This is a genomic window from Roseateles sp. GW821-FHT09G09, assembly GCF_059415965.1.
This window is the reverse complement of record NZ_JBWKOG010000002.1, coordinates 25,197-49,583: the sequence shown is the minus strand read 5'-3', so window position 1 is coordinate 49,583 and position 24,387 is coordinate 25,197. Positions and strand designations below refer to the sequence as shown.

Genomic DNA, 24,387 nt, shown 5'->3' with positions numbered 1-24,387 from the left:
TCTCAATGCCGACCGCTGTCCTGGATCGCACGACGCAGCCGGCTCGACACGAAGTCCGCGGCGACCACCATCATGGTGATGACGATGATGCAGGTGGCCGTCTCGGGGTACTTGAACAGCTTGAGGCTGCCCACCAGCTCGAAACCCAGGCCGCCCGCGCCCACCATGCCGAGCACCGTCGCCGAGCGCAGGTTGACCTCGAAGCGGTACAGCACGACGGCGATCCACGCGGTGACCACCTGCGGCAGCACGCCGAAGACGATCACCTGCAGCGGCCGGGCGCCGGTGGCGCGCAGCGCCTCGAGCGGGCCCTGGTCGATCTCCTCGATCGCCTCGGCGAAGAACTTGCCGAGCATCCCCGCGCCGTGCACGGCCAGCGCCAGCACGCCGGGGAACGGGCCCAGTCCCACCGCCGACACGAACACCAGCGCGAGGATCAGCTCGTTGATGCTGCGCGTCACGTTCAGGCCCTGGCGCGTCAAGCGGTACAGCCAGCGCGGCCCCTGCAGGTTGCGCGCCGCGAGGAAGGACACCGGCACCGCGGCGACCGCGCCCAGCAGCGTGCCCCACACGGCGATCTGGATCGTCTCCAGCGCCGGCGCCCACAGCCGGTCGAGGATGCGCCAGTCCGGCGGCCAGGTGCGGCTCAGGAAGTCGGCGATCTGCGGCAGGCCGTTGGCGAGTTCCGTCGGACTCAACTGGGCGCCGGTCGCGCTCCATTGCAGCGCCCACAGGCCCAGCACCATCGCGGCCAGCAGCTTCGTCCATCCGGCCGGCGTCGTGGGCAGACCCACCAGCCAGCGAAAGCGATCGGCGGCGGCGCGGTCGACGGCATTCATCGTCGTCATGCGGTTTTCCTTTCGTCCTCGAAGCTCAGGGGCTCGATCAGCTGCAGCCCGACCTGAGCGGCCCGGCCGGCATACAGCTCGTGGAGTTCGGCATCGGACAGCTCGCCCGGCAGCCGATCGAACAGCACCCGTCCCTGCGACAGACCGACGATCCGGTCGCCGAATTCCTTCGCGTAGTCGACCTGGTGCAGGTTGCAGACGACGGTGATGCCGAGCTCGCGGCAGGCCTGCTTCAGGTAACCGAGCGCCTGGCGCGCGGTGTGCGGATCCAGGCTCGCCACCGGCTCGTCGGCCAGGATCACCTGCGGGCGCTGCGCCAGCGCGCGGGCGATGCCCACGCGTTGCATCTGGCCGCCGGACAGCGAGTCGGTGCGCTCTTCCGCCTTGTGGCCCAGGCCGACGCGTTCCAGGCACTCCCGCGCCAGCGCGACGTCCGCCGCGCGGAACAGCTGCAGCACCGAACTCCAGGTCGACACCGCGCCGAGCCGGCCCGTCAGCACGTTCTTCGCCACGCTCAGGCGCGGCACGACGTGGTGGTGCTGGAACACCATCGCGACGCGGCGTCGCAACTCACGCACGTCGGCGGCGCGCGTGGCGGACATGGCGTCCAGTCCAGCGATCGTCATCTCGCCGGCATCGGGCCGCGCCAGGCGATTCATGCATCGAAGCAGCGTGGACTTGCCCGCGCCCGACGGGCCGAGCACGACGAGGAACTCGCCGGCCTTCGCGTCCAGGTCCACGCCGCGCAGCACGGCGTTGTCGCCGAAGCGCTTGGTGACGCCGCGCAGCGTGATCACTTCATGCTCCGCAGGTCGAGCTTGAGCACCTTGGCCGTGTCGCGGACGACGTCGTAGGCGGCGTCGCTGGTCGGCTGGAAGCCGTTGAGCACGCCCTGGTCGCCCCATTTCACGTCCTTGAGGTTGGCCAATGCCTTGGCGATCTTCTCCTTCAGCGCGGGATCGAGGTCCTTGCGCCAGACCATCGGCGATTCGGGAATCGGCCTGGACGACCACAGCACGACGAAGTCGTCCTGCTTCACCGTGCCCTTGGCGACGGCGCTGGCGAAGATGCGATCGGCGACGGCGGCCGCATCGACCTTCTTGTTGGCGACGGCCAGGATGCTGGCGTCATGCGAGCCCGAGAACAGCACGCGGCCGAACAGCGCGTCCGGGTCGTAGCCCGCCTGCTGCAGGCCGGCCTTGGGGAACAGGTGGCCCGACGCGGAGCTCGGATCGACGAACGCGAAGTTCTTCCCCTTGAGCTCGGCGACCGTGTGCACGCCGCTGTCCTTGCGGGCCAGGATCACGCTCTTGTAGGCGCTCTGGCCGGTCTTCTTGGTGACGGCGACGGCGAAGGCCTCGACGTTCGCGACCGAGCTGGCCAGCACGTACGAGAACGGACCGAGGTAGGCCACATCCAGCTTCTTCGAGCGCAGCGCCTCGATGACGCCGTTGTAGTCGGTGGCCACGAAGGGCTTCACCGGCATGCCGAGCTGCTGCTGCAGCGCGTCCAGCACCTGGCGGCTGGATTCGATCATCGCCTGCGAGTCCTCGGCCGGGATCAGGCCGATCGTCAGCGTCTGCTGCTGGGCGGCGGACACGGCTGGCAGCCCTGCCGCCACGGCGACGGCGGCGGCCAGGACGGCGCGACGGAGAACGGAGAAGCGAGGCGTGCGGGGCGGACGGGGCGGACGGGGCTGACTGGGCTGAAGGGTCGTCGACATGGGCGGCATCCAGGAAGTGGTGAGCGGATGCCGGCACTCTATGAATCTGACATGACAACAGATTCATTGATGCAATCAGATTTTCTTCATCAAATCATCGATCCACTCTATGCATGATGGCGACCAGGACTGCACGCACCAACGAAAAGGCCGCCCGGAGGCGGCCGTCGATGGCGCGTGCGGCATCAACCGCAGGCGGGGTGCTTGCGGCCGATCGTGGTGTTGGGAAGACCCAGGAAGTCCAGCGCGTGCGGCGTCAACGAATCGACCTGAAGCAACTGCGTGCCGGTGAGGTCACCGCGGCAGTAGGCCGGCTTGGCCGGATTGCCGTAGTTGCTGTTGAGGATCAGCAGCGAATCGCGCTCGGCGGTCGACTGCCCGCCATGGCCGCCGTTGATGCCGCCATGATCGGAGACGACGACGATCAGCCACTCCTCCTCCGCCAGGGTCGGGCGCGCGGCCAGATTGTCCAGCACCTGCTGGATCTGCGCGTCTTCGCCCTTGATCTTGGACTGATAGACCGCATTGAGCGGCTCATAGGCCTGCTCGTGGATGTCCGTGTTGTGCAGGTAGTAGAAGATCGCCGTCGGCGGGTTTCTCCACGACAGCCAGCCCTTGACCGCATCCGTCGCCTGCTGGGACTGCTTGGGTCGGTAGTGCAGGAGGAAGTCGGTCTTCGGCTTCAGGTTGCTGACCAGGTTGAGCCAGTCCGCGGCCACGGCCACGGTCGCGGTGGGATGACGCGCCTTGATCACGTCGAAGAGATGCGGCTTCATCAGGACACGGGACAGATCGTTGTCGGCCACGCCGTGGTCGGCCTTCCAGTAGCCGGTGAACAAGGTCGACCAGCCTGGGCCGCTGAGGGTGGCCTGCGGCCCCCCCGCCAGCACGTTCCGGTGCCACGCGCCGCCCTTGGCGAGACTGCTCAGGGCCGGCGTCACCGCGCAGCCGTTGCAGAACAGGGCGTCGCCGCGCAGCCCGTCCAGACCGATCACCAGCAGATGCTTGCGACCGTTCGGTCCGGTGATGGGGTTCGGGACGCCTTGGCCGGGGACGAGGGCATAGTGGTCGTACGGGTGGCCCGGGTAGTCCTTGCCGAGCCCGCCCACGTCCCACGCCTGCTTGTCGCTCAGGTCGCAGCGCTGCTCGTTCTTGTGGAAGTCGAAGGACTTGCACCAGCCCGACCGCGACGGATCCTTGCAGGCCTGGGCGCAGCCCTGCGGCGACACCCCGCTCACGCGTTCCACGTTGTTGCCGGAGATGGCGGCGTCGGCGGTCTTCGCGAAGTCCTTGAGCGGGTCCGGCGCCGGCTCGACCAGCGCATAGTGATCCCAGCTCTGCCCGGGAAGCTTCGTCGGGCCGCCCACCTCGGTCGCGCGATAGCCCTTGAGCGCGCAGACGGCGGCCCGCCAGTCGAAGTCGAAGCTCACGCACCAGTTGCGTCGCGGATCCGACGTGCAGGCGGCGGCGCAAGCCTCCGGCGTGATCGTCCGCGCGATCCCCTGGGCATCCTTGAAGGCGCCCAGGCGTTCCTGGTCGTAGCCGGGAAGCCCGGCCTCGCGGGTGAGCTTGAAGAGCGAGAGGGCGGAGGTCTGTGGGGACGTTTGCGAGGACGTCTGCGCGGAAGTCTGCGCGCAGGCCGCGCCGCCCAGGACCGTCAGCGCGGAACAGGCCGTCAGCGCGCGCAGCGCCGCGCCCACCCCGCGGGGGAGGATGCGATGTCTCATGTTGTCTCCTGGGTTCCCTCGTGCAGGAACCCGTTGTTATGGGAAGAAGGACAAGACCATTCAGCGCTGATGGCGTACGCAGTATGTGACGATCGGACAGATTTTTCAAATTAATCATAAATATCAATTTCATCTATACCATCCATATATGTCCGCCGCCAAACTCCGTGCCTTCCTCGCCGTCGCCCGGCATGGCAGCTTCAGCGCCGCGGCGCGCGCGCTGGGCCTGTCGCAGCCGACGCTGACGATGCAGGTCCAGGCCCTCGAGCAGCAGCACAAGGTGGCGCTGTTCCACCGCCGGGGACATCGGATCGAGCTGAGCAGCGTGGGCGAACAGCTGCTGCCCATCGCGCGCCAGCTCGCCGCGCTGGAGGTCGAGGCCTACAACCTGATGCACGACTGCGGCGAACTCAGCAGCGGCCAGCTCAAGCTCGGCGCGGTGGGGCCCTTCCACGTGATCGAGATGGTCGACGCCTACCGGCAGCGGTATCCGAAGGTCGACGTGTCGATCCGCATGGGCAACTCGGCGCAGGTCATCGCCGACCTGGAGAACTACATCATCGACATCGGCGTGCTCGCGCGCGTCCATGACGCGCCGGACTTCGTGACCATGCCCTACGCGCGCCACGCGATCATCCTGTTCGTGCATCTCGACCATCCCTTCGCGCGGCGCAAGAGCGTCGCGCTGAAGGAGCTCGCGGACCAGCCGCTGCTGCAGCGCGAGGCGGGCTCGAGCACACGTCGCGCGCTCACGGCCGCCTTGCAGGAAGCCGGCGTGACGCCGCGCATCGCGATGGAGATCGGCAGCCGCGAGGCGCTGCGGGAAGCCGCCGCGCGCGGCATCGGCATCGGTGTCGTCTCCGAGGCCGAGTTCATCCCCGACGCCCGCTTCCGTGCCGTGCGCATCGACGGCGATCCGGCCCATACCGAGACGCACATCTACTGCCTGAAAGAGCGCCGGGACAGCCTGCTGCTGGCCTCGTTCTTCGAGGTAGCGCAGGCGCTGCGGGCCTGACAGACTCGGGCCAGAAACCGGACAGGTTTCTGAAGGGAGGCCCAGGCATCCTGCGCAGCTTCGCGCGGGGGGCCCAGGAGGCCGTCTGTTCCCTGGAATCCATGCAGAACGAGAAAGCCAAGCTCATGGACCGCCGCCAATTCTTCCCCCGCCCGGTCGTCGAGGCGGGCTCCAACCGCTGGGACTGGGCGCTGCTGCCGCTGGTGCTGGCGCTGCTCGTGCTGCTGGCCTACGGCGCCGCGCAGATGGCGCGCCCGTTCGCGCTGGGTGATCCGCTGCCGCTGTCGCTGGATCCGTCCCACCTGCCCTACTACCTGCTGCGCACCAACCTGCGGATGCTGGCCGCGATGGTGCTGGCGCTGCTGTTCAGCGCGGTCTTCGCGGTGCTCGCGGCCAAGGTCCGCGCCGCGGAGAAGGTGCTGGTGCCGATGCTCGACATCCTCCAGTCGATCCCGATCCTGGGCTTCCTGTCGATCACGGTCACCGGCTTCATCGCGCTCTTCCCCGGCAACCTGCTGGGCGTCGAGTGCGCGGCGATCTTCGCCATCTTCACCTCGCAGGCCTGGAACATGGCCTTCAGCCTGTACCAGTCGCTGCGCACGGTGCCGTCGGAACTCGACGAGGCGGCGCGCGTGTTCCAGCTGTCGGGCTGGCAGCGCTTCTGGCGGCTGGAGCTGCCCTACGCGATGCCGGGCCTGCTCTGGAACATGATGATGTCGATGTCCGGCGGCTGGTTCTTCGTCGTCGCGTCGGAGGCGATCTCGGTCTCCGACCAGAGCATCAAGCTGCCCGGCGTCGGGTCCTACATCGCGATGGCGATCGAGGCCCGCGACCTCGGCGCGATCGGCTGGGCGATCGTCGCGATGCTCGTGGGCATCGTGCTCTACGACCAGCTCGTGTTCCGGCCGCTGGTCGCGTGGGCGGACAAGTTCCGCTTCGAGGACAGCGGCACCGACACCGCGCCCCACTCGTGGATGCTGAACTGGCTGCGGCGCACCTCGCTCACGCGGCGCTCGGCGGCGTGGCTGGTGGACCGGCTCGAAGGCAGCCTGGTGTGGTTCCGCCGGCATCACGACGGCACCTCGATCCGCGCCCGCCCGCGCATCGCCGGCGCCACCTGGACGCGCGCCTGGGACGCGGTGGTGGCCGCGGCGGTGATGGTGGCGCTGTACCACCTGGTCCGCTTCGTCCATACCGAGGTCGGCTGGTCCGAAGCGGGGCATGTCTTCGGGCTCGGCCTGCTGACGCTGGTGCGCGTGCTGGTGCTGATCGCGCTGGCCGCGCTGGTGTGGGTGCCGGTGGGCATCTGGATCGGCATGAACCCGCGCTGGTCCGGCCGGCTGCAGGCGGTGGCGCAGTTCCTGGCGGCGTTCCCGGCCAACCTGCTGTTCCCGGTGGCGGTCGTGCTGATCGTGCGCTGGAAGCTCAACCCCGATGTGTGGCTGTCGCCGCTGATGATCTTCGGCACGCAGTGGTACCTGCTGTTCAACGTGATCGCGGGCGCCTCCAACATCCCCGCCGAGCTGCGCCATGCGGCGCGCAACCTGGGCCTGAGCGGCTGGCTGAAATGGCGGCGCTACCTGCTGCCGGCGGTGTTCCCGAGCTTCGTCACCGGGGCGATCACGGCCAGCGGCGGTTCCTGGAACGCCAGCATCGTCGCCGAGTACGTCTCCTGGGGCGACACGACGCTCAAGGCGCACGGCCTGGGCAGCTACATCGCGGAGATGACCGCGCGGGGCGACTTCCCGCGGATCGCGCTGGGCATCGGCGTGATGTGCATCTTCGTGATGGGCCTGAACCATTTCGTCTGGCGCCGCCTGTACCGGCTGGCCGAAGACCGCATGCACCTGTGAGGAGCACGGCATGACCGCATCCATCATCGAACTCCACGGCGTGGGCAAGCGTTTCCGCTCGGCCGACGGTCATCCGCGTCCCGTGCTGGCGGACGTCGACTTCCACCTGCGCGAGGGCGAGATCGTCGCGCTGCTGGGCCAGTCGGGCTCGGGCAAGAGCACGCTGCTGCGCATCATGGCCGGGCTGGTGCCGGCCGACGCGGGCCAGGTGCGTTACCGCGGGCAGCCGCTGTCGGGACCGGCGCGGGGCATCAGCATGGTGTTCCAGTCCTTCGCGCTGTTCCCGTGGCTGACGGTGCAGCAGAACGTCGAGCTGGGGCTGGAGGCGCGCGGCGTCGCGAAGCCCGAGCGCGAAGCCAAGGCCGAGGCGGCGATCGCGCTGATCGGCCTGAGCGGCTTCGAGGGCGCGCTGCCGCGCGAGCTGTCGGGCGGCATGCGGCAGCGGGTCGGCATCGCGCGGGCGCTGGTGACCGAGCCGGACGTGCTGCTGATGGACGAGGCCTTCTCGGCGCTGGACGTGCTGACCGGCGAGCGGCTGCGCGAGGACATCCTCGAGCTGTGGGACGGCGGGCACATGCCGACGCGGGCGATGCTGGTGGTGTCGCACAACATCGAGGAGGCCGTGATGATGGCGGACCGCGTGCTGATCTTCGCGAGCGATCCGGGACGGATCCGCTGCCAGCTGTCGGTGCAGCTGCCGCGGCCGCGCGATCCGGAGAGCGCCGACGTGCGCGCGCTGATCGACGAGGTCTATGCGCTGATGACGGCGGGCGCGGCACGGCCGTCGCGCGCCGCGGGCGCGGTCGACGCGGCGACGGCGCCGGCGCCGCTGGCCGAGCGCCTGCCGGCGGCGGACGTGGCGCGGATGGACGGCCTGCTGGAGCTGCTGACGGAACCGCCCTTCGACGGCCGCGCGGACCTGCCGCAGCTGTGCGAGGAAGCGGGGCTGCCGGACTCGGAGCTGCTGCCGGTCGCGCATGCGCTGGCGCTGCTGGGGCTGGCGCAGCTCGACAGCGGCGACCTGCAGCTGACGCCGCTGGGGCGGCGCTACGTGGAAGGAACGCACGGGCTGCGACGCGACCTCTTCGGTCAGCAGTTGCTTGCCCACGTGCCGCTGATCGCGCACATCCGGCACAGCCTGGAGCAGGAGCCCAGCGGCGAGATGCCGGACAAGCCGGTGCTCAGGCTGCTGAGCGAGCACCTCGACGACACCGAGGCCGACGCGGTGCTGCAGACGGCGGTGACCTGGGCGCGGCATGGCGAGGTGTTCGAGTACGACTACAACACCGGCGCGCTGCGGCTGCCGACGGGGGATGAGGAAACGGCGACGCGCTGAAAGAGGCGCCAGCACGGTCCTGGCCGCTGTCAGTCCGGAAGCGCCTGGCGGACTCAATCCAGGTCGGACAATTCCCGCTGCCGGATCAGCGTCAGCCCGATCAGCCGCGACACCACGGCCGCGAGGTACATGACGCCGACGAACATCTCGATCGTCGTGACGGCCCGCGCCAGCGGCTTCACCGGGATCACGTCGCCGATGCCGGTGCTGGACAGCAGCGCGAAGCTGAGGAACATCAGCTCCGTCCACGTGCGCGGCGACTGCGGATCCACCGCCGCCGCGAAGCTGCCCGGGTACAACGCCTGCACCACCACGAACACATGCGCGAAGCCCCAGGCCAGCAGCGTGAAGGTGGCGGCGGCGGCGAACAGTTCGTCGGTCGTCGCGTGCCAATCGCTCATCATGTAGGCGGTCAGGCTGGCGGCGGCGTAGAAGTAGAACAACGCTTCCAGCGCCGAGGACCACGGCAGCAGCTGCTCCATGTGCCAGAACGCCTGCAGCAGCAGGAGCACGACGGCCGGCAGCGCGATGGTCACGCTCAGCCAGGTCAGGCCCGGCGTGCTGCGCACCATGCGCGTGGTGAAGATCAGCACCACGATGCCGAAGGCGCCGAGCGCCAACGGCGCCGAGCGGCTGCCCTCCAGCAGCGGGTAGAGCAGCAGCCCCAGCAACTGCACGAGCAGCAGGATCGCGGACGGATGACGCCGCGTCAGGACGAGGACTCGGAGGAAACGCATCGGCGGATTCTCCCTGCTGCGGCGCGGTCCGCAACGACCGCCTCGCGCCGGGCAGCGCAGCGGATCCGCCCGACATGCGAACGCGGCGGCGTCCTACGTGCGCCGGCGCACCGAAGCGCTTCAATGAGCCACCCCGACGCCGTGCGACATGCGAGGCGACGGCGGGGGGCTTGTCATCTCAACACCACATCGCACACATTGGAGGACGTCATGGCTGGTAGTCGATTGATCGCGGTGATCCTGATCATCGCGGGCGTACTGGGCCTGGTCTACGGCGGGTTCTCGTACACGAAGGAAAACACCGCCGCCAAGGTCGGCCCGATCGAGCTCAAGGTCGAGGAGACCAAGCGCGTCAACGTGCCGCTGTGGGCCGGCATTGCCGCCATCGCGGTGGGCGGCATCGTGCTGGTGGGCGCGGGCCGGAAGTAAGCCTCAGCGACGGCCGAGGTTCATCAAGGCCGTGCCGGCGATCGCCATCGTGCCGCCGACGAGCAGCGACGCGTCGACGACCTCGCCCAGCCACAGCGCCGAGAAGACCACGCCGAACACCGGCACCAGCGTGATGTAGCCGGCGGCCGCGCCGGCGCCCAGCGCCTTCACGCCGTCGAAGTACCAGGCATAGGCCAGCGCGGTCGAGCCGACGACGATGCCGGCCATGCACAGCCACGCGTTGCGCGGCGCGGCCAGCACGCCGGCCACACCGGCCGTGCCGTCGACGACGAGCGTCAGCACCAGCAGCATCAGCGCGCCGATCGCGGCCGTGACGGCGGTCGTCGTCAGCGCGTCGACGCCGACCATCACCTTGCGTCCGATCAACGTGTAGGCGACCCAGCATCCGACGCAGCCCAGCAGCAGCACTTCGCCGATGCCGACGCGGCCGTCGAAGACATGCCAGGGCTCGCCCTTGGTGATCACGACGGCGGCGCCCACCGCGGCCATCGCCATCCCCAGGCCGATCCGCTTGTTCAGGCGTTCGCCGAAGAGCCACGCCGCGAGCAGCAGCGTGATCACCGGATTCAGCGTGATCACCAGCGCACCCTTGCCGGCCGGCACATGCTGCAACCCGCTCATGAAGAAGGTCGCGTAGCCGAAGACGCCGAAGCTGGCGGCGAGCACCATCCCCGCCCAGCGTGTCGCGCTCCAGTCGCGCAAGGCCGCCAGCCGGCCGGTCTTGGCCAGCCACAGCATCAGGATCGCGCCCGCGAACAGGAAGCGGCAGGCGGCGGCCGCCAGCGGCGGCATCGCCTGCGCCAGGACCCGGCCCCAGGGCCAGGAAGCGCCCCAGAGCACGGCCATGCCGACCAGTCGCAGATGCACGGAAAGGAGCGAGGGAGAGACGGCGACGGAGGGGGTCATCAGGGCGGGGACGTCAGTGCGGCAGGATCGATGCGAAGGGATGGATGCGAAGGGATCGATGCGGAGGGATGGGTGGGATAAGTGCGGGGATCGGCGCGGGGATCGGCGCGGGGATCAGTGCGGGGATCAGTGCGGATAGGCCAGGCGCTTCTCCATCCACCGCTGCACCTGCTCGAACGCGAAGCTCAGCGCCCAGTAGATGAGCGCCGCCGCCAGGTAGAGCGGGAACGGCTGGAAGGTCGTGGAGATGACCTCCTTGGTCGCGAGCATCAGCTCCGTCACCGCGATCACCGACACCAGGGACGTGTCCTTGATCAGCGAGATCAGGCTGTTGGACAGGCTCGGCACGGCGGCGCGCAGCGCCTGGGGGCCGACCACGAAACGCAGCGTCTGGGGACGGCTCAGTCCCAGCGAGGTGCCCGCCAGCCACTGGCCTTGCGCCACCGCGGCGATCGAACCGCGCAAGGTTTCGCTCATGTACGCGGCGACGTTCAAGGTCAGCGTCAGCACGCCAGCCACCAGCGGGGAGAACTCGATGCCGATGCTCGGCAGCCCGTAGTAGACGATGAATACCTGCACCAGCAGCGGCGTGCCGCGCATCGCGCTCACGTAGACCGCCACCACGCGGTCCAGCACCGGCAGCTTGAGCACCCGCACCAGCGTGATCAGCGCCGCCAGCGGCAAACCGAAAATCATCGCCATCACCGCGAAGAGCAGCGTGTAGCCAGTACCCTTCAACAGCACCGGCCAGGCCAGCTCGGCCAGGGAAAGCAGGGAGTGGAAGTCCATGGAGTTCTTGGAAGGGCTCGCCTCTCAGCGGAAGGCGGCATGTTGCCATCTCCCGGACTTCGGTCGTCGAGGGCGGGCTCTGGAAATCACCGCGCGTGGCCGAACGCGGGCTCTGGAACTCACTGAGCGTGGCCAGGCGCAGGCTCTGGCAATCACTGCGCTCGGCCAAGCGCGGGCTCTCCACGATGCAGGGGACCTCGCGTCCGCGAATCCCCAGCATCATTCCGGCCCCACCCTCATTGATGGACTTCCACGGGCTGGGGGGAGGTCTGCGGGGATTCTTTGGGCGCAATGACAAACGCCCGATCGGGATCGGGCGTCTGCTGGCCGCTGCTGGCGTGTGCTGACGGCTGCGGGGTTCAGCCGGCGGTGCCGTTGCTTTCTTCGGCCTCGGCGTCCGGGGCCTTCGAGTATCTGGCGAAGGCATTGGCAGCCCAGAGGCCGACCTCGTAGAGCAGGCACATCGGGATTGCCAGCGCCAGCTGCGAGACGATGTCCGGCGGCGTGATCACCGCCGCGATGACGAAGGCCAGCACGATGAAGTAGCCGCGGAACTGCTTGAGCTGCGGCACCGTCACCAGCCCCATGCGCGCGAGCACGACCACCACCACCGGCACCTCGAACGCAGCGCCGAAGGCGATGAACATGTTCATGACGAAGCCCAGGTAGGCCTCGATGTCCGGCGCGGCGGTGATGCTCTTCGGCGCGAAGCTCTGGATGAAGGTGAACACCTTGCCGAACACGAAGAAGTAGCAGAACGCCACCCCGGCGAAGAACAGCAGCGTGCTGGAGACGACCAGCGGCATCACCAGCCGCTTCTCGTGCGAGTACAGGCCCGGCGCCACGAAGGCCCAGACCTGGTACAGCACCACCGGCAAGGCCAGCAGGAAAGCCGCCAGCAAGGTGATCTTCAGCGGCACGAGGAAGGGCGACAGCACGTTGGTCGCGATCATCGAGCTGCCCTGCGGCAGGTGCGCCACCAGCGGCATCGCCAGCAGGTCGAACAGGCTGCCGGGGCTGGGCCAGACGCACAGCAGGCCGAACGCCACCCCGACCGCGAGCAGCGCCCGGATCAACCGGTCGCGCAGCTCCATCAGGTGGGACACAAAAGGCTGTTCGGTGCCGGCCAGTTCGTCTTCTTGGGGGCTGCTCATGGGGCTCGGCGGGAAGGACGGAAGCGCGCCACGCGGGCCGCGCCGGATTGGGCGTGGCGACGCACGCCCTGCTGCTGCTTGTACCAGACCGGCGTGGCGCCGCGCTTGAGGCGCCAGTTCTTCTTGGGATGCGAATAGACCGGGACCGGCCCGCCGTAGCCGCCGATCGTGCCGTCCGCGTTCGAGCCGTCCACGGACAGGTCGGACCAGGTGGACTGCAGCGACTGGTTGGCGGCGTCCATCTGTTCCTGCACGCTGGACTGCACGTCGTTGACCGCCGTCTGGAACTGGCCCTTCATCTTCTGGAGTTCCTCCAGTTCGATGGACCGGTTCACCTCCGCCTTCACGTCGGACACGTAACGCTGCGCCTTGCCCAGCAGGGTGCCCACCGTCCGGGCCACGCGCGGCAGGCGCTCAGGGCCGAGCACGACCAGCGCCACGGCGCCGATCAGCATCAGCTTGTCAAAGCCGAAATCGACCATGCGGGCCGCGCTCAGGAGCGCGTCTTGGCGTCGACGTCGACGGTGTTCGGATCAGCCGCCTTGTTGGTGTTGGCCACCTGCTGCGGCGGCGCGTCGGGCGAGGTGCCGTCCTTCATGCCGTCCTTGAAACCCTTGACGGCGGCGCCCAGGTCACCGCCCACATTGCGCAGCTTCTTGGTGCCGAAGACGGCGATGACGACGACCAGCACGATCAGCCAGTGCCAAATGCTCAAACCACCCATGACAATCTCCAGAGTCGGAAGCCGAAATTCTACGGTGCGCGCATGACAGGCATGTCGGCGATCAATGCCCGTCCCTCCCCGCTTCAGCGGCTTATGGGTCCGCCACCACCCGCTGGACGAACGCAGGAGATCGGAAAACCGAGCGCTCCCGCAGACTGAACCGGTGTCGGCGGTGAATCGGTGGCGGGAAACAGATGGGGCCGGCGCTCAGCCTTTCAACCAGGGACGCGGTCCGCCGATGGCGTGCATGTGGAGGTGGAAGACCTCCTGCCCGCCATCCGAACCGGTGTTGATGACAGTCCGGAAACCGTTCGTGACGCCCAGTTCCTTCATCAACCGGGGCACCAGCACCGACATCCTGCCCAGCAGGGGCGCATGCTCGGGCTGCAGGTCGACCATGCTGGCGATGTGCTGCTTGGGGATCAGCAGGAAATGCACCGGTCCCCACGGATGGATGTCGTGGAAGGCGAGGATGTCGTCATCCTCGTAGACCTTCTTCGAGGGAATCTGTCCCTGGACGATCTTGCAGAAGAGGCAGTCGGGGTCGTGGCTCATGGTCGTGGCAGCTCAGCGGGGCATCGGCCGGCGGTCGTTCATGGCCAGCCAGCCACGCACGATGCGGTAGAGGAACCAGATCGAGATCGCGCACCAGGCGATCCAGCCGGGAATGACGAACAGGAACCACAGCGGGATCGTCACCACATACAGGATGCCGCACCACAGCACGCTGCGCAGCCGCCACGAGAAGTGGGTGGCCTGCCAGGTCCCGGCGGCGTCGTCGCGTTTCACCAGGTCGACGATCACCGCCACGATCAGCAGCACGATGCTGGCCTGCACGCCGGGCAGCAGCGCCCCGATCGCGACGACCGCGTGCAGCACGTAGCTGATGATGCCGATGGTGCGCAGGCTCGCCTCGCGCTCGGGGTCGAGGACAACGTCGGGCGACTGCGATTCGAACGACTGGGTCATGCGCTCTCCTTCATGCGTTCCCTTGCGGGGGGCTTCTGCGGGCAAATTCCTCGAGGCCGGACAGGCCTTCGCGACGGGCCAGCTCGGCCAGCACCTGTTCGGGTCGCAGGTCGAAGGCCGCCAGCGCGACGATCGAATGGAACCACAGGTCGGCGACTTCGTAGACCAGCTTGTCCGGCGCGCCGTCCTTGGCCGCGAGCACCACCTCGGTCGCTTCCTCGCCGACCTTCTTCAGGATCTGGTCCAGCCCCTTGGCGAACAGCTTGGCGACATAGCTCTTGTCGGGATCGCCCTCGGCGCGGCGTTGGGCGACGACGTCGCCCAGATGCGCCAGCACGTCGGTGCCGTTCAGCGGCGCCGTGGCCGGATCGGTCAGCGGGGCCGTTACCGCGGGCGACGGGCTGTCGGGCGGGAAGAGCGCCTCAGGGGTGTCAGGCGTGTCGGAGGAGGTCATCGCGCTCATGCCTTGTAGATGCTGGCCGGGTCCTTCAGGACCGGCTCGACCGCCGTCCACTGCCCGTTCTCCAGCTTCTGGAAGAAACAGCTGTGGCGGCCGGTGTGGCAGGCGATGCCCGGCTCGTGGCCGTGCTGCGTGACGCTCAGCAGCACGACGTCGTTGTCGCAGTCCAGCCGGATGCCGTGGACCTGCTGCACATGGCCGGAGGCCTCGCCCTTGTGCCACAGGCGCTGGCGCGAGCGGCTCCAGTAGACCGCCTCGCCGACCTCGGCGGTGCGGGCCAGGGCCTCGCGATTCATCCACGCGAACATCAGGATGTCGTTGGAGCCCTGCTCCTGGGCAATGACGGGCACCAGCCCGTCGCGGTCCCACTTGATCTGATCCAGCCAGTCCATCGCGGCAGTGTAGTCCGCGGTCGCGGCGGCGGCGGCACTCACGCCTTCGGTCGTGCCTTCAGACGACATGGGTCGCCCCGACGTGGAAGCGCTCGGCGGCGAACCACTGCAGCACCGGGATCGTGCCCGGCAGCACCGGTTGCACCTGCACCGGCAGGTGCTGCCAGCTCATCGCCTGGCCTTCGCGCATCTCGAACTCACCCTGCCACTCGTACACCTTGCAGAAGTGCAGGCGTACCTTGGCGTGCGGGTACTCCATCAACTCGATCTTCCACGGCTGCGCCGCCCCGATCGTGATGCCCAGCTCCTCGTGCAGCTCGCGGCGCAAGGCCTGCTCGACCGTCTCGCCGGCCTCGAGCTTGCCGCCCGGGAACTCCCAGTAACCGGCGTAGACCTTGCCCTCCGGGCGGGAGGTCAGCAGGAATTCGGTCTCGCGGCCGTTCGGCTCGCGGCGCACCAGCACGCCGACGGCCACGTCCACCGGCACGCGATCGCTCGCGGCGGAGGGGCTGTGCGGATTCGCGGATTCTTGGTTGGCAGGCATGGCTCTGTCAGACATGGTCGAGACCCTCCGGCGCATCGCCATCGGAGGCGGACGGAGACGGAGACGGAGAGGGAGACGGAGACGGGGATGCGGGTGCGGGTGCGGATGCGGAGGCAGGCACGGCGCCGGTGGCGGCCGCCTCGGCGGCGCCCTGCCCCGCCAGGTCGCGCGCGAACTGGTAGGCGACGCGTCCCGAGCGCGACCCGCGCTCCAGCGCCCAGACCAGGGCCGGCTGGCGCGCGGCCTCGATGCGGGCGGCGTCCAGGCCGAAATGCGTCAGCCACTGCGCGACGATCGCGAGGTACTCCTGCTGGCTGAAGCTGTAGAAGCTGATCCACAGGCCGAAGCGCTCGGACAGCGAGATCTTCTCCTCCACCGCCTCGCCCGGATGCACCTCGACGTTGCCGTCGCGCTCCGAGTAGGTGGAAGCGAGGTTGTCCTTCATCTGCTCGGGCAGCAGGTGGCGGCGGTTGCTGGTCGCGTAGATCAGCAGGTTGTCGGTGGCCGCGGCGACGGAGCCGTCCAGCATCGACTTCAGCGCCTTGTAGCCAGCCTCGCCTTCGTCGAAGCTGAGGTCGTCGCAGAAGATCACGAAGCGCTCCGGCCGATCGGCCACGAGGTCGGCCAGGTCCGGCAGATCGACGAGGTCGCCCTTGTCGACTTCGATGAGGCGCAGGCCCTGTCCGGCGAACTCGTTCAGGCAGGCCTTGATCAGCGAGCTCTTGCCGGTGCCGCGCGCGCCGGTCAGCAGCACGTTGTTGGCGGGCTGGCCCCGCACGAACTGGCGCGTGTTGCGCAGCAGGCGCTCCTTCTGCGGCTCGACCTCCTTGAGATCGGCGAGCCGGATCGCGGACAGGTGCCTGACTGGCTCCAGCCGCGCGATCGCGCCGCGCTTGCGGTAGCGGAAGGCCACGGCCACGTCCCAGTCGGGCGGCGTCAGGGGCTGGGGCAGCACGGCCTCCAGGCGGCTCAGCAGCGCGTCGGCGCGCCGCAGCACGGCATCAAGGGCGTCGGAAGCATTGACCATAGCCGCCGAGTGTAGGCGGCGTCCCGTGGCGTCCCGAGGCGTTCAGGGCGCGTGGCATCGCGAAAGCTCAGGCGAGCATTCGCATCGCGGCATCCAGCTGTTCGGTCGGCAGGCGCTTGAAGCCGGAGCGCGCATACCGCTGCAGCCGGCCGATGATGAAGCTCACCAGCACCGAGGCCTGCGCCTGCGCCTCGACGGTCGGCGTGGTGGAGCCCGACGCCTCCGCGGCGGTCCGCAGCCCCTGCCGCAACGACGACTCGACCTTGTCGAAGAACTGGTTCATGCGCGCGACCAGGCGCTCGTTCTCATAGACCAGCGCGTCGCCGACCATCACGCGCGCCATGCCGGGATTGCGCTCGCCGAACTGCAGCAGCACCGCGACGATGCGCTGCGCCTGCGCCAGGCCGTCGGTCTCGCGCTCGGCGATCTGGTTGAGCAGCGAGAAGATGCTGGTCTCGATGAATTCGATGAGGCCCTCGAACATCTGGGCCTTGCTGGCGAAATGGCGGTACAGCGCCGCCTCGCTGACCTCGAGCCGCGCCGCGAGCGCGGCGGTGGTCACCCGTTCCGCGCCGGGCTGCTCCAGCATGCTGGCCAGCGTCTGCAGGATCTGCACCCGGCGCTCGCCCGGCTTGAGCCGCTTGCGTGGCAGCTCCGCCGGCTTGGCGGCGGCGGAGTCCGGGGTGTCCGAGGAGCTGGGGTGCATGGAGGGGGCCGAAGTGTGCGGCGATTCTGTCACAGCCGGAACACCGTCTTGACGGCGATGCCGGACGTCGTACGCCCGGTTCCCCGGCCGGTTTCCGGCTCCTCCAGAGCGGATGGTCCTGCGAGGGGCAGTCCTTGCCCGATCAGTCGCGCAGCCAGCCCAGGCGGCGCGCCTCGTAGATCGCCTCGACCTTGGAGCGGACCTGCAGCTTGCGGTAGGTGCGCTTCACGTAGGTCATGATGGTGTGCGGCGACACGTTCATGAACTGCGCGATCTCGTCGAAGGTGAAGCCCTTGGCGGCCAGGTGCAGCACGCGCGATTCCTGCTCGGACAGCGCGACGACCTGCTCGTCGACCAGCGGCATCGGGGCGGAGTCGCCGAAGCCGCGCGGATGCGCGCCCGCGCCCTGCGGCGCCAGGCGCAGCAGCAGCCGGCGCGCGATCACCGGCGAGATCGGACTGCCGCCCGCGCGCAGCGACCGCAGCTGGCCGGGCAGGTCCAGCGCCAGCGAGTCCTTGAGCAGGTAGCCGGTCGCGCCGGCCTCGATGCTCGACAGCACGTGCTGCTCGTCGCCGAAGACGGAGATGACCATCACCTCGCACTCCGGCGCGACGTGGGCCGCGTGGCGGATCAGTTCGATGCCGCTGCCCCCGGGCAGGTCGAGGTCCACCAGCAGCACGTCGGGACGCGTCTGGTCGAACATCTTCCGGCCCTGCTGGAGATCCGTGGCCATGCCGACCAGACGGATGTCCGGCGCTTTCTCAAGGGCATGGGCGAACGCTTCGCGGAAACGAAGCTGATCCTCGACGATCAAGACGCTGAAAAGTGACATGCAATCCCTCACGGCCTGTGGAGCCGTTTCGTGGCGCATTCTGGGATGTCGCGTGTTTCAGCGGCAATCCCCAGCTTGCAGTGGTATGACCTTCGACCAAGCCCGGCGGCCAGCGGGACAGCGTAGGGCAATCAGCGATCCCGTTCGCCCTCCGGAAACGACCGAGCCCCCTCGTCCAGAGGGGGCTCGTGGGGGGAATCCACCCATCAGGGGGATCCTGGACTGCGCGGGGTGGCGCTCAATGCGATCGGATCATCGTCCCGTAGGCCTGCTCGGACAGGATCTCCAGCAACATCGCGTGAGGCACGCGGCCATCGATGATGTGGACGGCCTTGACGCCACTGCGGGCGGCGTCCAGCGCGGAGGCGATCTTGGGCAGCATGCCGCCCGACAGCGTGCCGTCGGCGAAGAGCTCGTCGATCTCGCGCGCCGACAGGTCGGTCAGCAGATGGCCCTGCTTGTCGAGCACGCCCGGCGTGTTGGTCAGCAGCACCAGCTTCTCGGCCTTGAGCACCTCGGCCAGCTTGCCGGCGACGACGTCGGCGTTGATGTTGTAGCTCTCGTTGCTCTCGCCGAAGCCGATCGGGCTGATGACGGGGATGAACTGGTCGTCCTGCAGCGCCTTCACGACGCTGGGGTCGATGGCGACGATGTCGCCGACCGAGCCCACGTCATGCTCCTTGGCCGGATCGTCCTTGTCGATCAGCTTGAGCTTCTTGGCGCGGATCATGCCGCCGTCGCGGCCGGTCAGGCCCACGGCCTTGCCGCCGGCGACGTTGATCAGGCCGACGATGTCCTGCTGCACCTCGCCGGCGAGCACCCATTCGACCACGCTCATCGTCTCCTCGTCGGTGACGCGCATGCCCTGGATGAAGTGGCCCTTCTTGCCCAGCTTGTTGAGCGCGTCCTCGATCTGCGGACCGCCGCCGTGCACGACCACCGGGTTCAGGCCGACCAGCTTGAGCAGCACCACGTCCTCGGCGAAGTCCTGCTGCAGCGCGGGGTCGGTCATCGCGTTGCCGCCGTACTTGATGACGATGGTCTTGCCGTGGTACTTGCGGATGTAGGGCAGCGCCTGGGAGAGCAGCTCGGCCTTGTCGCGCGGCGGGATGTGGCTCAGATCGGCGTCGTGGACGGGAGGGGTGTTGCTCATGGTGCTGTCCGGAGGAGGCTGAGGGGGTGGGACGTGGTGGGATCGGGAACGAGGAACGGATCGGGCGCCATTCTAGGACCGGCAAAATCGACGCCATGCAAGTGCAGCAATATCTGAAACTGTCCGCCGGCGTGGCCGTGCTGACCATCGCCCTGAAGACGGCCGCCTGGTGGTGGACCGGCTCGGTGAGCCTGGCCTCCGATGCGCTCGAATCGGGGATCAACCTCGCGGGGGCGCTCTTCGGCCTGGCGATGGTGACGATCGCGCGGCGGCCGCCGGACGAGGACCACCCCTTCGGCCACCACAAGGCGGAGTACTTCTCCAGCGCCTTCGAGGGCGCGCTCATCCTGATCGCGGCGCTGGGTATCGCCTGGGCCGCGGTCGAGCGGCTGCGCGCGCCGCAACCGCTGGAGCAGCTCGGACTCGGCATGGCGCTGTCGCTGGTCAGCACGGCGATCAACGGCACGCTGGCCTGGAAGATGCTGCAGGCCTCGCGCGAACACCGCTCGATCGCGCTCGAGGCGGACGCGCGCCATCTCTTCACCGACGTCTGGACCTCGGTCGGCGTCGTCGCCGGCCTGATCGGCGTGCTGCTGACGGGCTGGACCTGGCTGGATCCGCTGCTGGCGATCCTGGTCGCGCTGAACATCCTGCGCGAGGCGGTGCACCTGATGTGGAAGTCCACCGGCGGGTTGATGGACATGGCGCTCGATCCGGAGGATCAGCGGACGATCGCCGAGGTGCTCGCGCGCTTCGAGTCGCCGGAACTGCGCTTCGACCACGTCGCCACGCGGGTGGCGGGACAGCAGCGCCACGTCGACTTCCATCTGCACGTGCCGGCGCGATGGACGCTCGGCGAGGCCGCCGCGCTGCGGGGTCAGGTCGAGCAGGCGCTGATGCGCGCCCTGCCCGGCCTGCGCGCCAGCATCCAGCTGCTGCCGATCAACGTCGAGACGCGCTTCGCCGAAATGTCGGAGCGCGGGACGACCCCATCGACGCCCATGTCGATGCCTACGTCGACGCCCACGTCGATGCCCACATCGACGGCCGCACCCGCAGCCACACCCGACCAGGAAGGACCAGGATGATCGCGTTGCTGCAACGGGTGAAGGAGGCGCGGGTCGATGTCGACGACCGCTGCACCGGACAGATCGGCCCGGGCCTGCTGCTGCTGATCTGCGCCGAGCCGCAGGACAGCGAGGCCGTGGCCGAGAAGCTGCTGCAGAAGATCCTGAAGCTGCGCATCTTCAGCGACGAGGCCGGCAAGATGAACCGCAGCGTGCAGGACGTCGGCGGCGGCCTGCTGATCGTTTCGCAGTTCACGCTGGCGGCGGACACCTCGGGTGGGAACCGGCCGAGCTTCACCGGCGCGGCGCCCGCGGCACTCGGCCGCAGGCTTTACGACCATGCGGTCGCGTTCGCGCGGTCGCGGCACCCGGTCGTCGAGACCGGGGAGTTCGGCGCGGACATGCAGGTCCGCCTGATCAACGACGGGCCGGTGACGATTCCGATGCGGATGTGAGCGGCCGCGCGTCGGCGCGCGCCCCCCGCAGCCCGTCCACCAACCGACTCAAGAAACGCCTCGCCCGCGATTGCTGTTGCCTCGACTCATTGGCCAGCGCTTCGTCAGGCGGCGGGAGGTCGACCACCACCCATTCGTCACCGAGCTCTTGGCCCACGGCCTGCGGGCCAGGCAATGGCTGCCGCGCGGGCGGTTCGACTTGCGGTCTCTCGCCACCAGCCGGCTTCGACCGAGGCCGTGCAGATGTCGGATCCGCGGACACCGTCGACACGCTTGCGGCACACGAGATTGTCTCCTTGAAGGACTCCTTCACGAGGGCTCCATTGGCGTATGTTGCCGAGTATTGTTTTGCGTAGGTGGTTGAGCGTGTTGCCGAATACGAGAAGGCGGCAGCGCCGTCATCGCTGTCGCTGTCGCTGTCGCTGTCGGTGTCGGTGTCGGTGTCGGTGTCGGTGTCGGTGTCGGTGTCGGTGTAGTTGTAGTTGTCATTGCGGAAGCCGGACACCGCCTGGGCATCATCGGCAGGACGTTGGATCCGGAGCGCGCCCTTGACGACCACCATGTCCACGCGATCGAACTGACGCTGAGATGCGGGCGCCTCTCTGCAATCTTGCAAGTTGGTGAACACAGCGAACTTGCGCCTGTTGGCGCCGCCCGTCTCCTCGCGCCCGGAAGCGCGGCCGCGACCCGTCCGCGCGGACTCGTCAGTCGCGGCATGGGCTTCACCTCGACAGATCGCCTCGGCCTGTTTGCGCAATGCCGCAATGTGCTTCGCCGCCGCCCGGGCATCGAAGTTGCAGTCCATCTGCGAGAGTTTGCGATCCACCTGCTCGCCCAGCAGCCGCGCTTCGTTCGCCCACGCGAGCACCGTCTTTGCCTGCTCGGGCTGCGTCGCCCTGCTGCTGCGTTCCAGGTTGAACAAGGCCTCGACATCCTGCTTGACCTGCGCCGTCAACGCCTGCGGCGTCAGTCCTGTCGATGTGATGCCTCCGGCGGCATCGACCCGCGTATGACCGCCATAACGGATGTCGCCGGCGTGATGGATCGTCGATGTCCTGGAAGAGAACGAGCCGCTGCTCCACATATCAATCTTTCTTTCTTGCCAATGAGAACAGTTCAGTTGTCGAGGCACGGATTGGGTTCGCTGACCGGAAGCAGTCATGGCGGTTGATCAATCTGGTGACAATGCAGTCTCCACATGGCCGATACGACGCAAGGACCTCCCCCATGATCAGCTACGTCACCCTGGGCAGCAACGACCGCCGCGCGGCCAAGGCGTTCTATGACGCCGCGCTCGCGCCACTGGGCCTGAAGCCGGGTTATTCGGACGACGAAATGGTCGGCTACGGGCCCGAAGGCGGCGAGACGCAACTGTGGGTGGTGCAACCCTTCAACGGGCTGGATGCGACCGCCGGCAACGGCACGATGCTGGCACTGGCGGCATCGACCCGGGCGCAGGTCGACGCGGTGTACGCCGCGGCGATCAGCGGCGGCGGCAAGGACGACGGCCGCCCCGGCCCGCGCGAGAACTACGGGCCCAACTTCTACGCGGCCTACTTCCGCGACCTGGATGGCAACAAGGTGGGCGTGGTGTGCCGGTCGCCGGCGTGATGGCGGTGACGTGATGGCAATGACGTGATGGTGGTGGCGCGGTGACCATGGCGCGGTGACCATCACGGGATGACGGATGCACCGCGGGACGCGTCCACTGAGGCGGCACCTCTTGACCGGATGCCATCATGGACCGACTGCCTCCCTCCGACCCCCTGCCCGACTTCTCGCGATTCGGCGCGTGCGACACCGGCGACTTCCCGGCGCATCTGCGCGAGGAGACCGTCGGCCGTCGAGAGCCGGCCCGCCAGGCGCCACTCGAAGACGCGCTGCGCCGTGTGACCGCGCATCTCGATCGCATCGACGGCGACCCCGACCTGCGCAACAACCCCCAGCAGCTGCAGTCCGACCTGCGAGACCTCCATCGGTTGCTGGAGAGCGCGCGGGAAGACTGCCAGTTCGCCGGACGGGAGCTCACCGGCGTTCGCGCCACGGCGCTGATGGGGGCCGCCTATTTGCGAGCCTCGCGCATGGGGACGCCGGGGGGGACGCCGGAGGAGCCGCCGCTCTCCGACGCCCTGCGCTCATGGCGGGGGGAGATGCGCTCCATGCTCGCGCATGCCGTGAAGGCCGGTGCCGAGGGCGTGAGCTCGAACCGCTCCGACTGCCTGCTCGTCGTCCCCTTCGCCCAGCAGATACCGACGGACTTTCCCGCCGCCGTCCGCGACCGCGACGCGCATCTCGCGGCGCTGACCCGGGCCGCCCCGGAACGATTCCCGACGCTTCCCGGACATGACGCGCTGTGCACGGCGCAGGCGCTGCTGCAGTCCCTCCCGTCGAGCGACGTGCTCGACGGCGATGCCCTGCCGCGCTGGCAGTCCGCGCTGGCCGGCGCCCTGGCGCTGGAGAGCGAGGCTTTCGCCACCGTGCGTCACCAGCGCGCGCGACCGTCGGAGGCCATCCTGCACCTGATGCGGCATCACGAGCTGCCCCGGGCGCCCTGAGGAAGCCAGGGGTGGGGGTTGGGCCCGTCGGTCAGCGAACCGATCAGAGCGCGGCGGCGTTTCTCCTGGCGTAGTTGTACGCATTGGTGGCAGTGGCCAACAGTTGCTTCTTGCCAGCGCCGTCGGCCGACGCCCATTGGGATTGGAGACGTTCCATCGTCTCCGCCAAGGAGCGATGGTCTGCATGGTCGCTCTCGTAGGGATTGCTCTGGACAATCCGCTTGAATTCGACTTCGGCAGCGACGACATCGAAGTCCGACTCTCGCGGCGGCATCGGCACCGCGTTGGTCGGACCTGCTTCGCCGACTTGTCTGCCATTCACGACTGCTGCGGGTTGGGAGCGGATCTGGTGCCGCACGACGCTCGAGCCGGAGCCGTAGTCCAAAGTCGATTCGACCACCTGCAAAACCCTCCCGGAGAGACCTGAACGACGAATGGTGGAGGTCGTCTGCGTGAAATGAGTCGGAATTGCGGTAGATGACTTCCCGGAAGAACACGCTTGGACCTCATTGAGCAGCCCTTCGAATTCGCGCAATTCCGAGGGCGCATCGACATTCGTCCCGTTGGCTTCGAGCCTCTCGTTCAACTTCGCGTACAGCAGCACGGCCTTCTTCTCGATCTCTTCCGCGCGCGCGCGTTTTTCGGGTTCCTTCTGTCCGTCGATCCCGCCTTTCAGGTGAGTCATTCGCTTCAGAAGTGAAGAGGCGTCGTCCAACAGGTACTGCTTTGTCAGAGCCGCGATTTCAGCCTGCGTGTCGTCGCCAAGCCTGTCCGCGACGAAATCGCTGAGGTCCGATGATGGGGGTGACTGCCCGATAGTGTTCGGCATATGGATTCTTGATGATTGAAGGATCCTTCAGTCGCCAACATCCTGCTTGAAGTTCGTCCGGCGGGCGGGATCCGATGAGCGCCATCCGACACTCGGCACTCGGCACTCGGCTTTCGGCTGAGGCAGGAATGAAAAG

General features: G+C 68.2%; 29 protein-coding genes. 8 read left to right on the top strand and 21 right to left on the bottom strand.

Features of this window, described 5'->3' with window-relative positions; all coding sequences use genetic code 11:
* Positions 1-2: 2 nt before the first annotated feature.
* The 4 genes from phnE to AC07O8_RS05105 form a co-directional block, all read right to left on the bottom strand.
* Positions 3-839, bottom strand: a complete 837-nt coding sequence (gene phnE, locus AC07O8_RS05120; protein WP_495047601.1) for a phosphonate ABC transporter, permease protein PhnE — start codon at positions 837-839, stop codon at positions 3-5.
* A gap of 5 nt (positions 840-844) precedes the next feature.
* Positions 845-1,645, bottom strand: coding sequence for a phosphonate ABC transporter ATP-binding protein (gene phnC, locus AC07O8_RS05115; protein ID WP_495047017.1), 801 nt, complete (start codon positions 1,643-1,645; stop codon positions 845-847).
* Positions 1,642-2,571: a phosphonate ABC transporter substrate-binding protein gene (gene phnD / locus AC07O8_RS05110; protein WP_495047016.1), complete on the bottom strand. Its 930-nt coding sequence runs from the start codon at positions 2,569-2,571 to the stop codon at positions 1,642-1,644. Before phnD ends, phnC begins: the two co-directional genes overlap by 4 nt.
* A 185-nt stretch (positions 2,572-2,756) precedes the next feature.
* Positions 2,757-4,298: a PAN domain-containing protein gene (locus AC07O8_RS05105; protein WP_495047015.1), complete on the bottom strand. Its 1,542-nt coding sequence runs from the start codon at positions 4,296-4,298 to the stop codon at positions 2,757-2,759.
* A gap of 148 nt (positions 4,299-4,446) precedes the next feature.
* Here AC07O8_RS05105 and AC07O8_RS05100 point away from each other — a divergent pair, with 148 nt between their 5' ends.
* From AC07O8_RS05100 to AC07O8_RS05090, 3 genes are all read left to right on the top strand, one after another.
* Positions 4,447-5,313, top strand: a complete 867-nt coding sequence (locus AC07O8_RS05100; protein WP_495047014.1) for a LysR substrate-binding domain-containing protein — start codon at positions 4,447-4,449, stop codon at positions 5,311-5,313.
* Positions 5,314-5,438: 125 nt separating this feature from the next.
* Positions 5,439-7,166: an ABC transporter permease gene (locus AC07O8_RS05095; protein WP_495047013.1), complete on the top strand. Its 1,728-nt coding sequence runs from the start codon at positions 5,439-5,441 to the stop codon at positions 7,164-7,166.
* 10 nt (positions 7,167-7,176) lie between these two features.
* Positions 7,177-8,502 carry an ABC transporter ATP-binding protein gene (locus AC07O8_RS05090; protein ID WP_495047012.1) on the top strand — a complete coding sequence of 442 codons (1,326 nt, stop codon included), beginning with the start codon at positions 7,177-7,179 and terminating at the stop codon, positions 8,500-8,502.
* Between the two features lie 53 nt (positions 8,503-8,555).
* Here AC07O8_RS05090 and AC07O8_RS05085 read toward each other — a convergent pair whose 3' ends face one another.
* Positions 8,556-9,239 (bottom strand): ion channel, encoded by a 684-nt coding sequence (locus AC07O8_RS05085; protein WP_495047011.1) that lies wholly within the window; start codon positions 9,237-9,239, stop codon positions 8,556-8,558.
* 210 nt (positions 9,240-9,449) lie between these two features.
* Here AC07O8_RS05085 and AC07O8_RS05080 point away from each other — a divergent pair, with 210 nt between their 5' ends.
* Positions 9,450-9,668, top strand: coding sequence for a hypothetical protein (locus AC07O8_RS05080; RefSeq protein ID WP_495047010.1), 219 nt, complete (start codon positions 9,450-9,452; stop codon positions 9,666-9,668).
* Between the two features lie 3 nt (positions 9,669-9,671).
* Here AC07O8_RS05080 and AC07O8_RS05075 read toward each other — a convergent pair whose 3' ends face one another.
* From AC07O8_RS05075 to argB, 14 genes are all read right to left on the bottom strand, one after another.
* Positions 9,672-10,595, bottom strand: coding sequence for a DMT family transporter (locus tag AC07O8_RS05075; protein ID WP_495047009.1), 924 nt, complete (start codon positions 10,593-10,595; stop codon positions 9,672-9,674).
* A gap of 126 nt (positions 10,596-10,721) precedes the next feature.
* Entirely contained in the window at positions 10,722-11,384 is a 663-nt protein-coding gene (locus AC07O8_RS05070; protein ID WP_495047008.1) for an amino acid ABC transporter permease, read from the bottom strand.
* Positions 11,385-11,743: 359 nt separating this feature from the next.
* Entirely contained in the window at positions 11,744-12,538 is a 795-nt protein-coding gene (tatC, locus tag AC07O8_RS05065) for a twin-arginine translocase subunit TatC (RefSeq protein WP_495047007.1), read from the bottom strand.
* Positions 12,535-13,020: a Sec-independent protein translocase protein TatB gene (tatB, locus tag AC07O8_RS05060; RefSeq protein WP_495047006.1), complete on the bottom strand. Its 486-nt coding sequence runs from the start codon at positions 13,018-13,020 to the stop codon at positions 12,535-12,537. Before tatB ends, tatC begins: the two co-directional genes overlap by 4 nt.
* Before the next feature lie 11 nt (positions 13,021-13,031).
* Entirely contained in the window at positions 13,032-13,262 is a 231-nt protein-coding gene (gene tatA / locus AC07O8_RS05055; protein ID WP_331618155.1) for a Sec-independent protein translocase subunit TatA, read from the bottom strand.
* A 207-nt stretch (positions 13,263-13,469) separates the two neighbouring features.
* Positions 13,470-13,817, bottom strand: coding sequence for a histidine triad nucleotide-binding protein (locus AC07O8_RS05050; RefSeq protein WP_495047005.1), 348 nt, complete (start codon positions 13,815-13,817; stop codon positions 13,470-13,472).
* Positions 13,818-13,829: 12 nt separating this feature from the next.
* Positions 13,830-14,231, bottom strand: a complete 402-nt coding sequence (locus AC07O8_RS05045; protein ID WP_495047004.1) for a DUF4870 family protein — start codon at positions 14,229-14,231, stop codon at positions 13,830-13,832.
* 10 nt (positions 14,232-14,241) lie between these two features.
* Positions 14,242-14,607, bottom strand: coding sequence for a phosphoribosyl-ATP diphosphatase (locus tag AC07O8_RS05040; protein WP_495047600.1), 366 nt, complete (start codon positions 14,605-14,607; stop codon positions 14,242-14,244).
* 83 nt (positions 14,608-14,690) lie between these two features.
* Positions 14,691-15,083 carry a phosphoribosyl-AMP cyclohydrolase gene (hisI, locus tag AC07O8_RS05035; protein WP_297525891.1) on the bottom strand — a complete coding sequence of 131 codons (393 nt, stop codon included), beginning with the start codon at positions 15,081-15,083 and terminating at the stop codon, positions 14,691-14,693.
* A 58-nt stretch (positions 15,084-15,141) separates the two neighbouring features.
* Positions 15,142-15,627, bottom strand: coding sequence for an NUDIX domain-containing protein (locus AC07O8_RS05030; protein WP_495047003.1), 486 nt, complete (start codon positions 15,625-15,627; stop codon positions 15,142-15,144).
* 7 nt (positions 15,628-15,634) lie between these two features.
* On the bottom strand, positions 15,635-16,654 hold the full coding sequence (locus AC07O8_RS05025; protein ID WP_495047002.1) for an ATP-binding protein: 1,020 nt from the start codon (positions 16,652-16,654) through the stop codon (positions 15,635-15,637).
* A gap of 67 nt (positions 16,655-16,721) precedes the next feature.
* Positions 16,722-17,360, bottom strand: a complete 639-nt coding sequence (gene slmA, locus AC07O8_RS05020; RefSeq protein WP_297525826.1) for a nucleoid occlusion factor SlmA — start codon at positions 17,358-17,360, stop codon at positions 16,722-16,724.
* A 142-nt stretch (positions 17,361-17,502) separates the two neighbouring features.
* Positions 17,503-18,192 carry a response regulator gene (locus tag AC07O8_RS05015; RefSeq protein ID WP_067276757.1) on the bottom strand — a complete coding sequence of 230 codons (690 nt, stop codon included), beginning with the start codon at positions 18,190-18,192 and terminating at the stop codon, positions 17,503-17,505.
* Between the two features lie 238 nt (positions 18,193-18,430).
* Positions 18,431-19,345, bottom strand: coding sequence for an acetylglutamate kinase (argB, locus tag AC07O8_RS05010; RefSeq protein ID WP_495047001.1), 915 nt, complete (start codon positions 19,343-19,345; stop codon positions 18,431-18,433).
* Positions 19,346-19,440: 95 nt separating this feature from the next.
* Here argB and AC07O8_RS05005 point away from each other — a divergent pair, with 95 nt between their 5' ends.
* Together AC07O8_RS05005 and dtd are read left to right on the top strand one after the other, a co-directional pair.
* Positions 19,441-20,433, top strand: coding sequence for a cation diffusion facilitator family transporter (locus AC07O8_RS05005; protein ID WP_495047000.1), 993 nt, complete (start codon positions 19,441-19,443; stop codon positions 20,431-20,433).
* A complete protein-coding gene (gene dtd / locus AC07O8_RS05000) occupies positions 20,430-20,867 on the top strand; it encodes a D-aminoacyl-tRNA deacylase (RefSeq protein WP_495046999.1) in 438 nt (145 codons plus the stop codon). The genes AC07O8_RS05005 and dtd overlap by 4 nt, the downstream gene beginning before the upstream one ends.
* On the opposite strand, the gene AC07O8_RS04995 is transcribed toward dtd, so the two are convergent.
* Positions 20,830-21,951 carry a hypothetical protein gene (locus AC07O8_RS04995; RefSeq protein ID WP_495046998.1) on the bottom strand — a complete coding sequence of 374 codons (1,122 nt, stop codon included), beginning with the start codon at positions 21,949-21,951 and terminating at the stop codon, positions 20,830-20,832. The genes dtd and AC07O8_RS04995 overlap by 38 nt on opposite strands.
* 143 nt (positions 21,952-22,094) lie before the next feature.
* Between AC07O8_RS04995 and AC07O8_RS04990 the strand changes: the two genes are divergently transcribed.
* Positions 22,095-22,478, top strand: coding sequence for a VOC family protein (locus AC07O8_RS04990; RefSeq protein WP_495046997.1), 384 nt, complete (start codon positions 22,095-22,097; stop codon positions 22,476-22,478).
* 128 nt (positions 22,479-22,606) lie between these two features.
* Complete coding sequence (locus tag AC07O8_RS04985) at positions 22,607-23,422, top strand: hypothetical protein (protein ID WP_495046996.1); 816 nt, start codon at positions 22,607-22,609, stop codon at positions 23,420-23,422.
* Between the two features lie 43 nt (positions 23,423-23,465).
* On the opposite strand, the gene AC07O8_RS04980 is transcribed toward AC07O8_RS04985, so the two are convergent.
* Positions 23,466-24,251 (bottom strand): hypothetical protein, encoded by a 786-nt coding sequence (locus AC07O8_RS04980; protein WP_495046995.1) that lies wholly within the window; start codon positions 24,249-24,251, stop codon positions 23,466-23,468.
* Positions 24,252-24,387 lie beyond the last annotated feature (136 nt).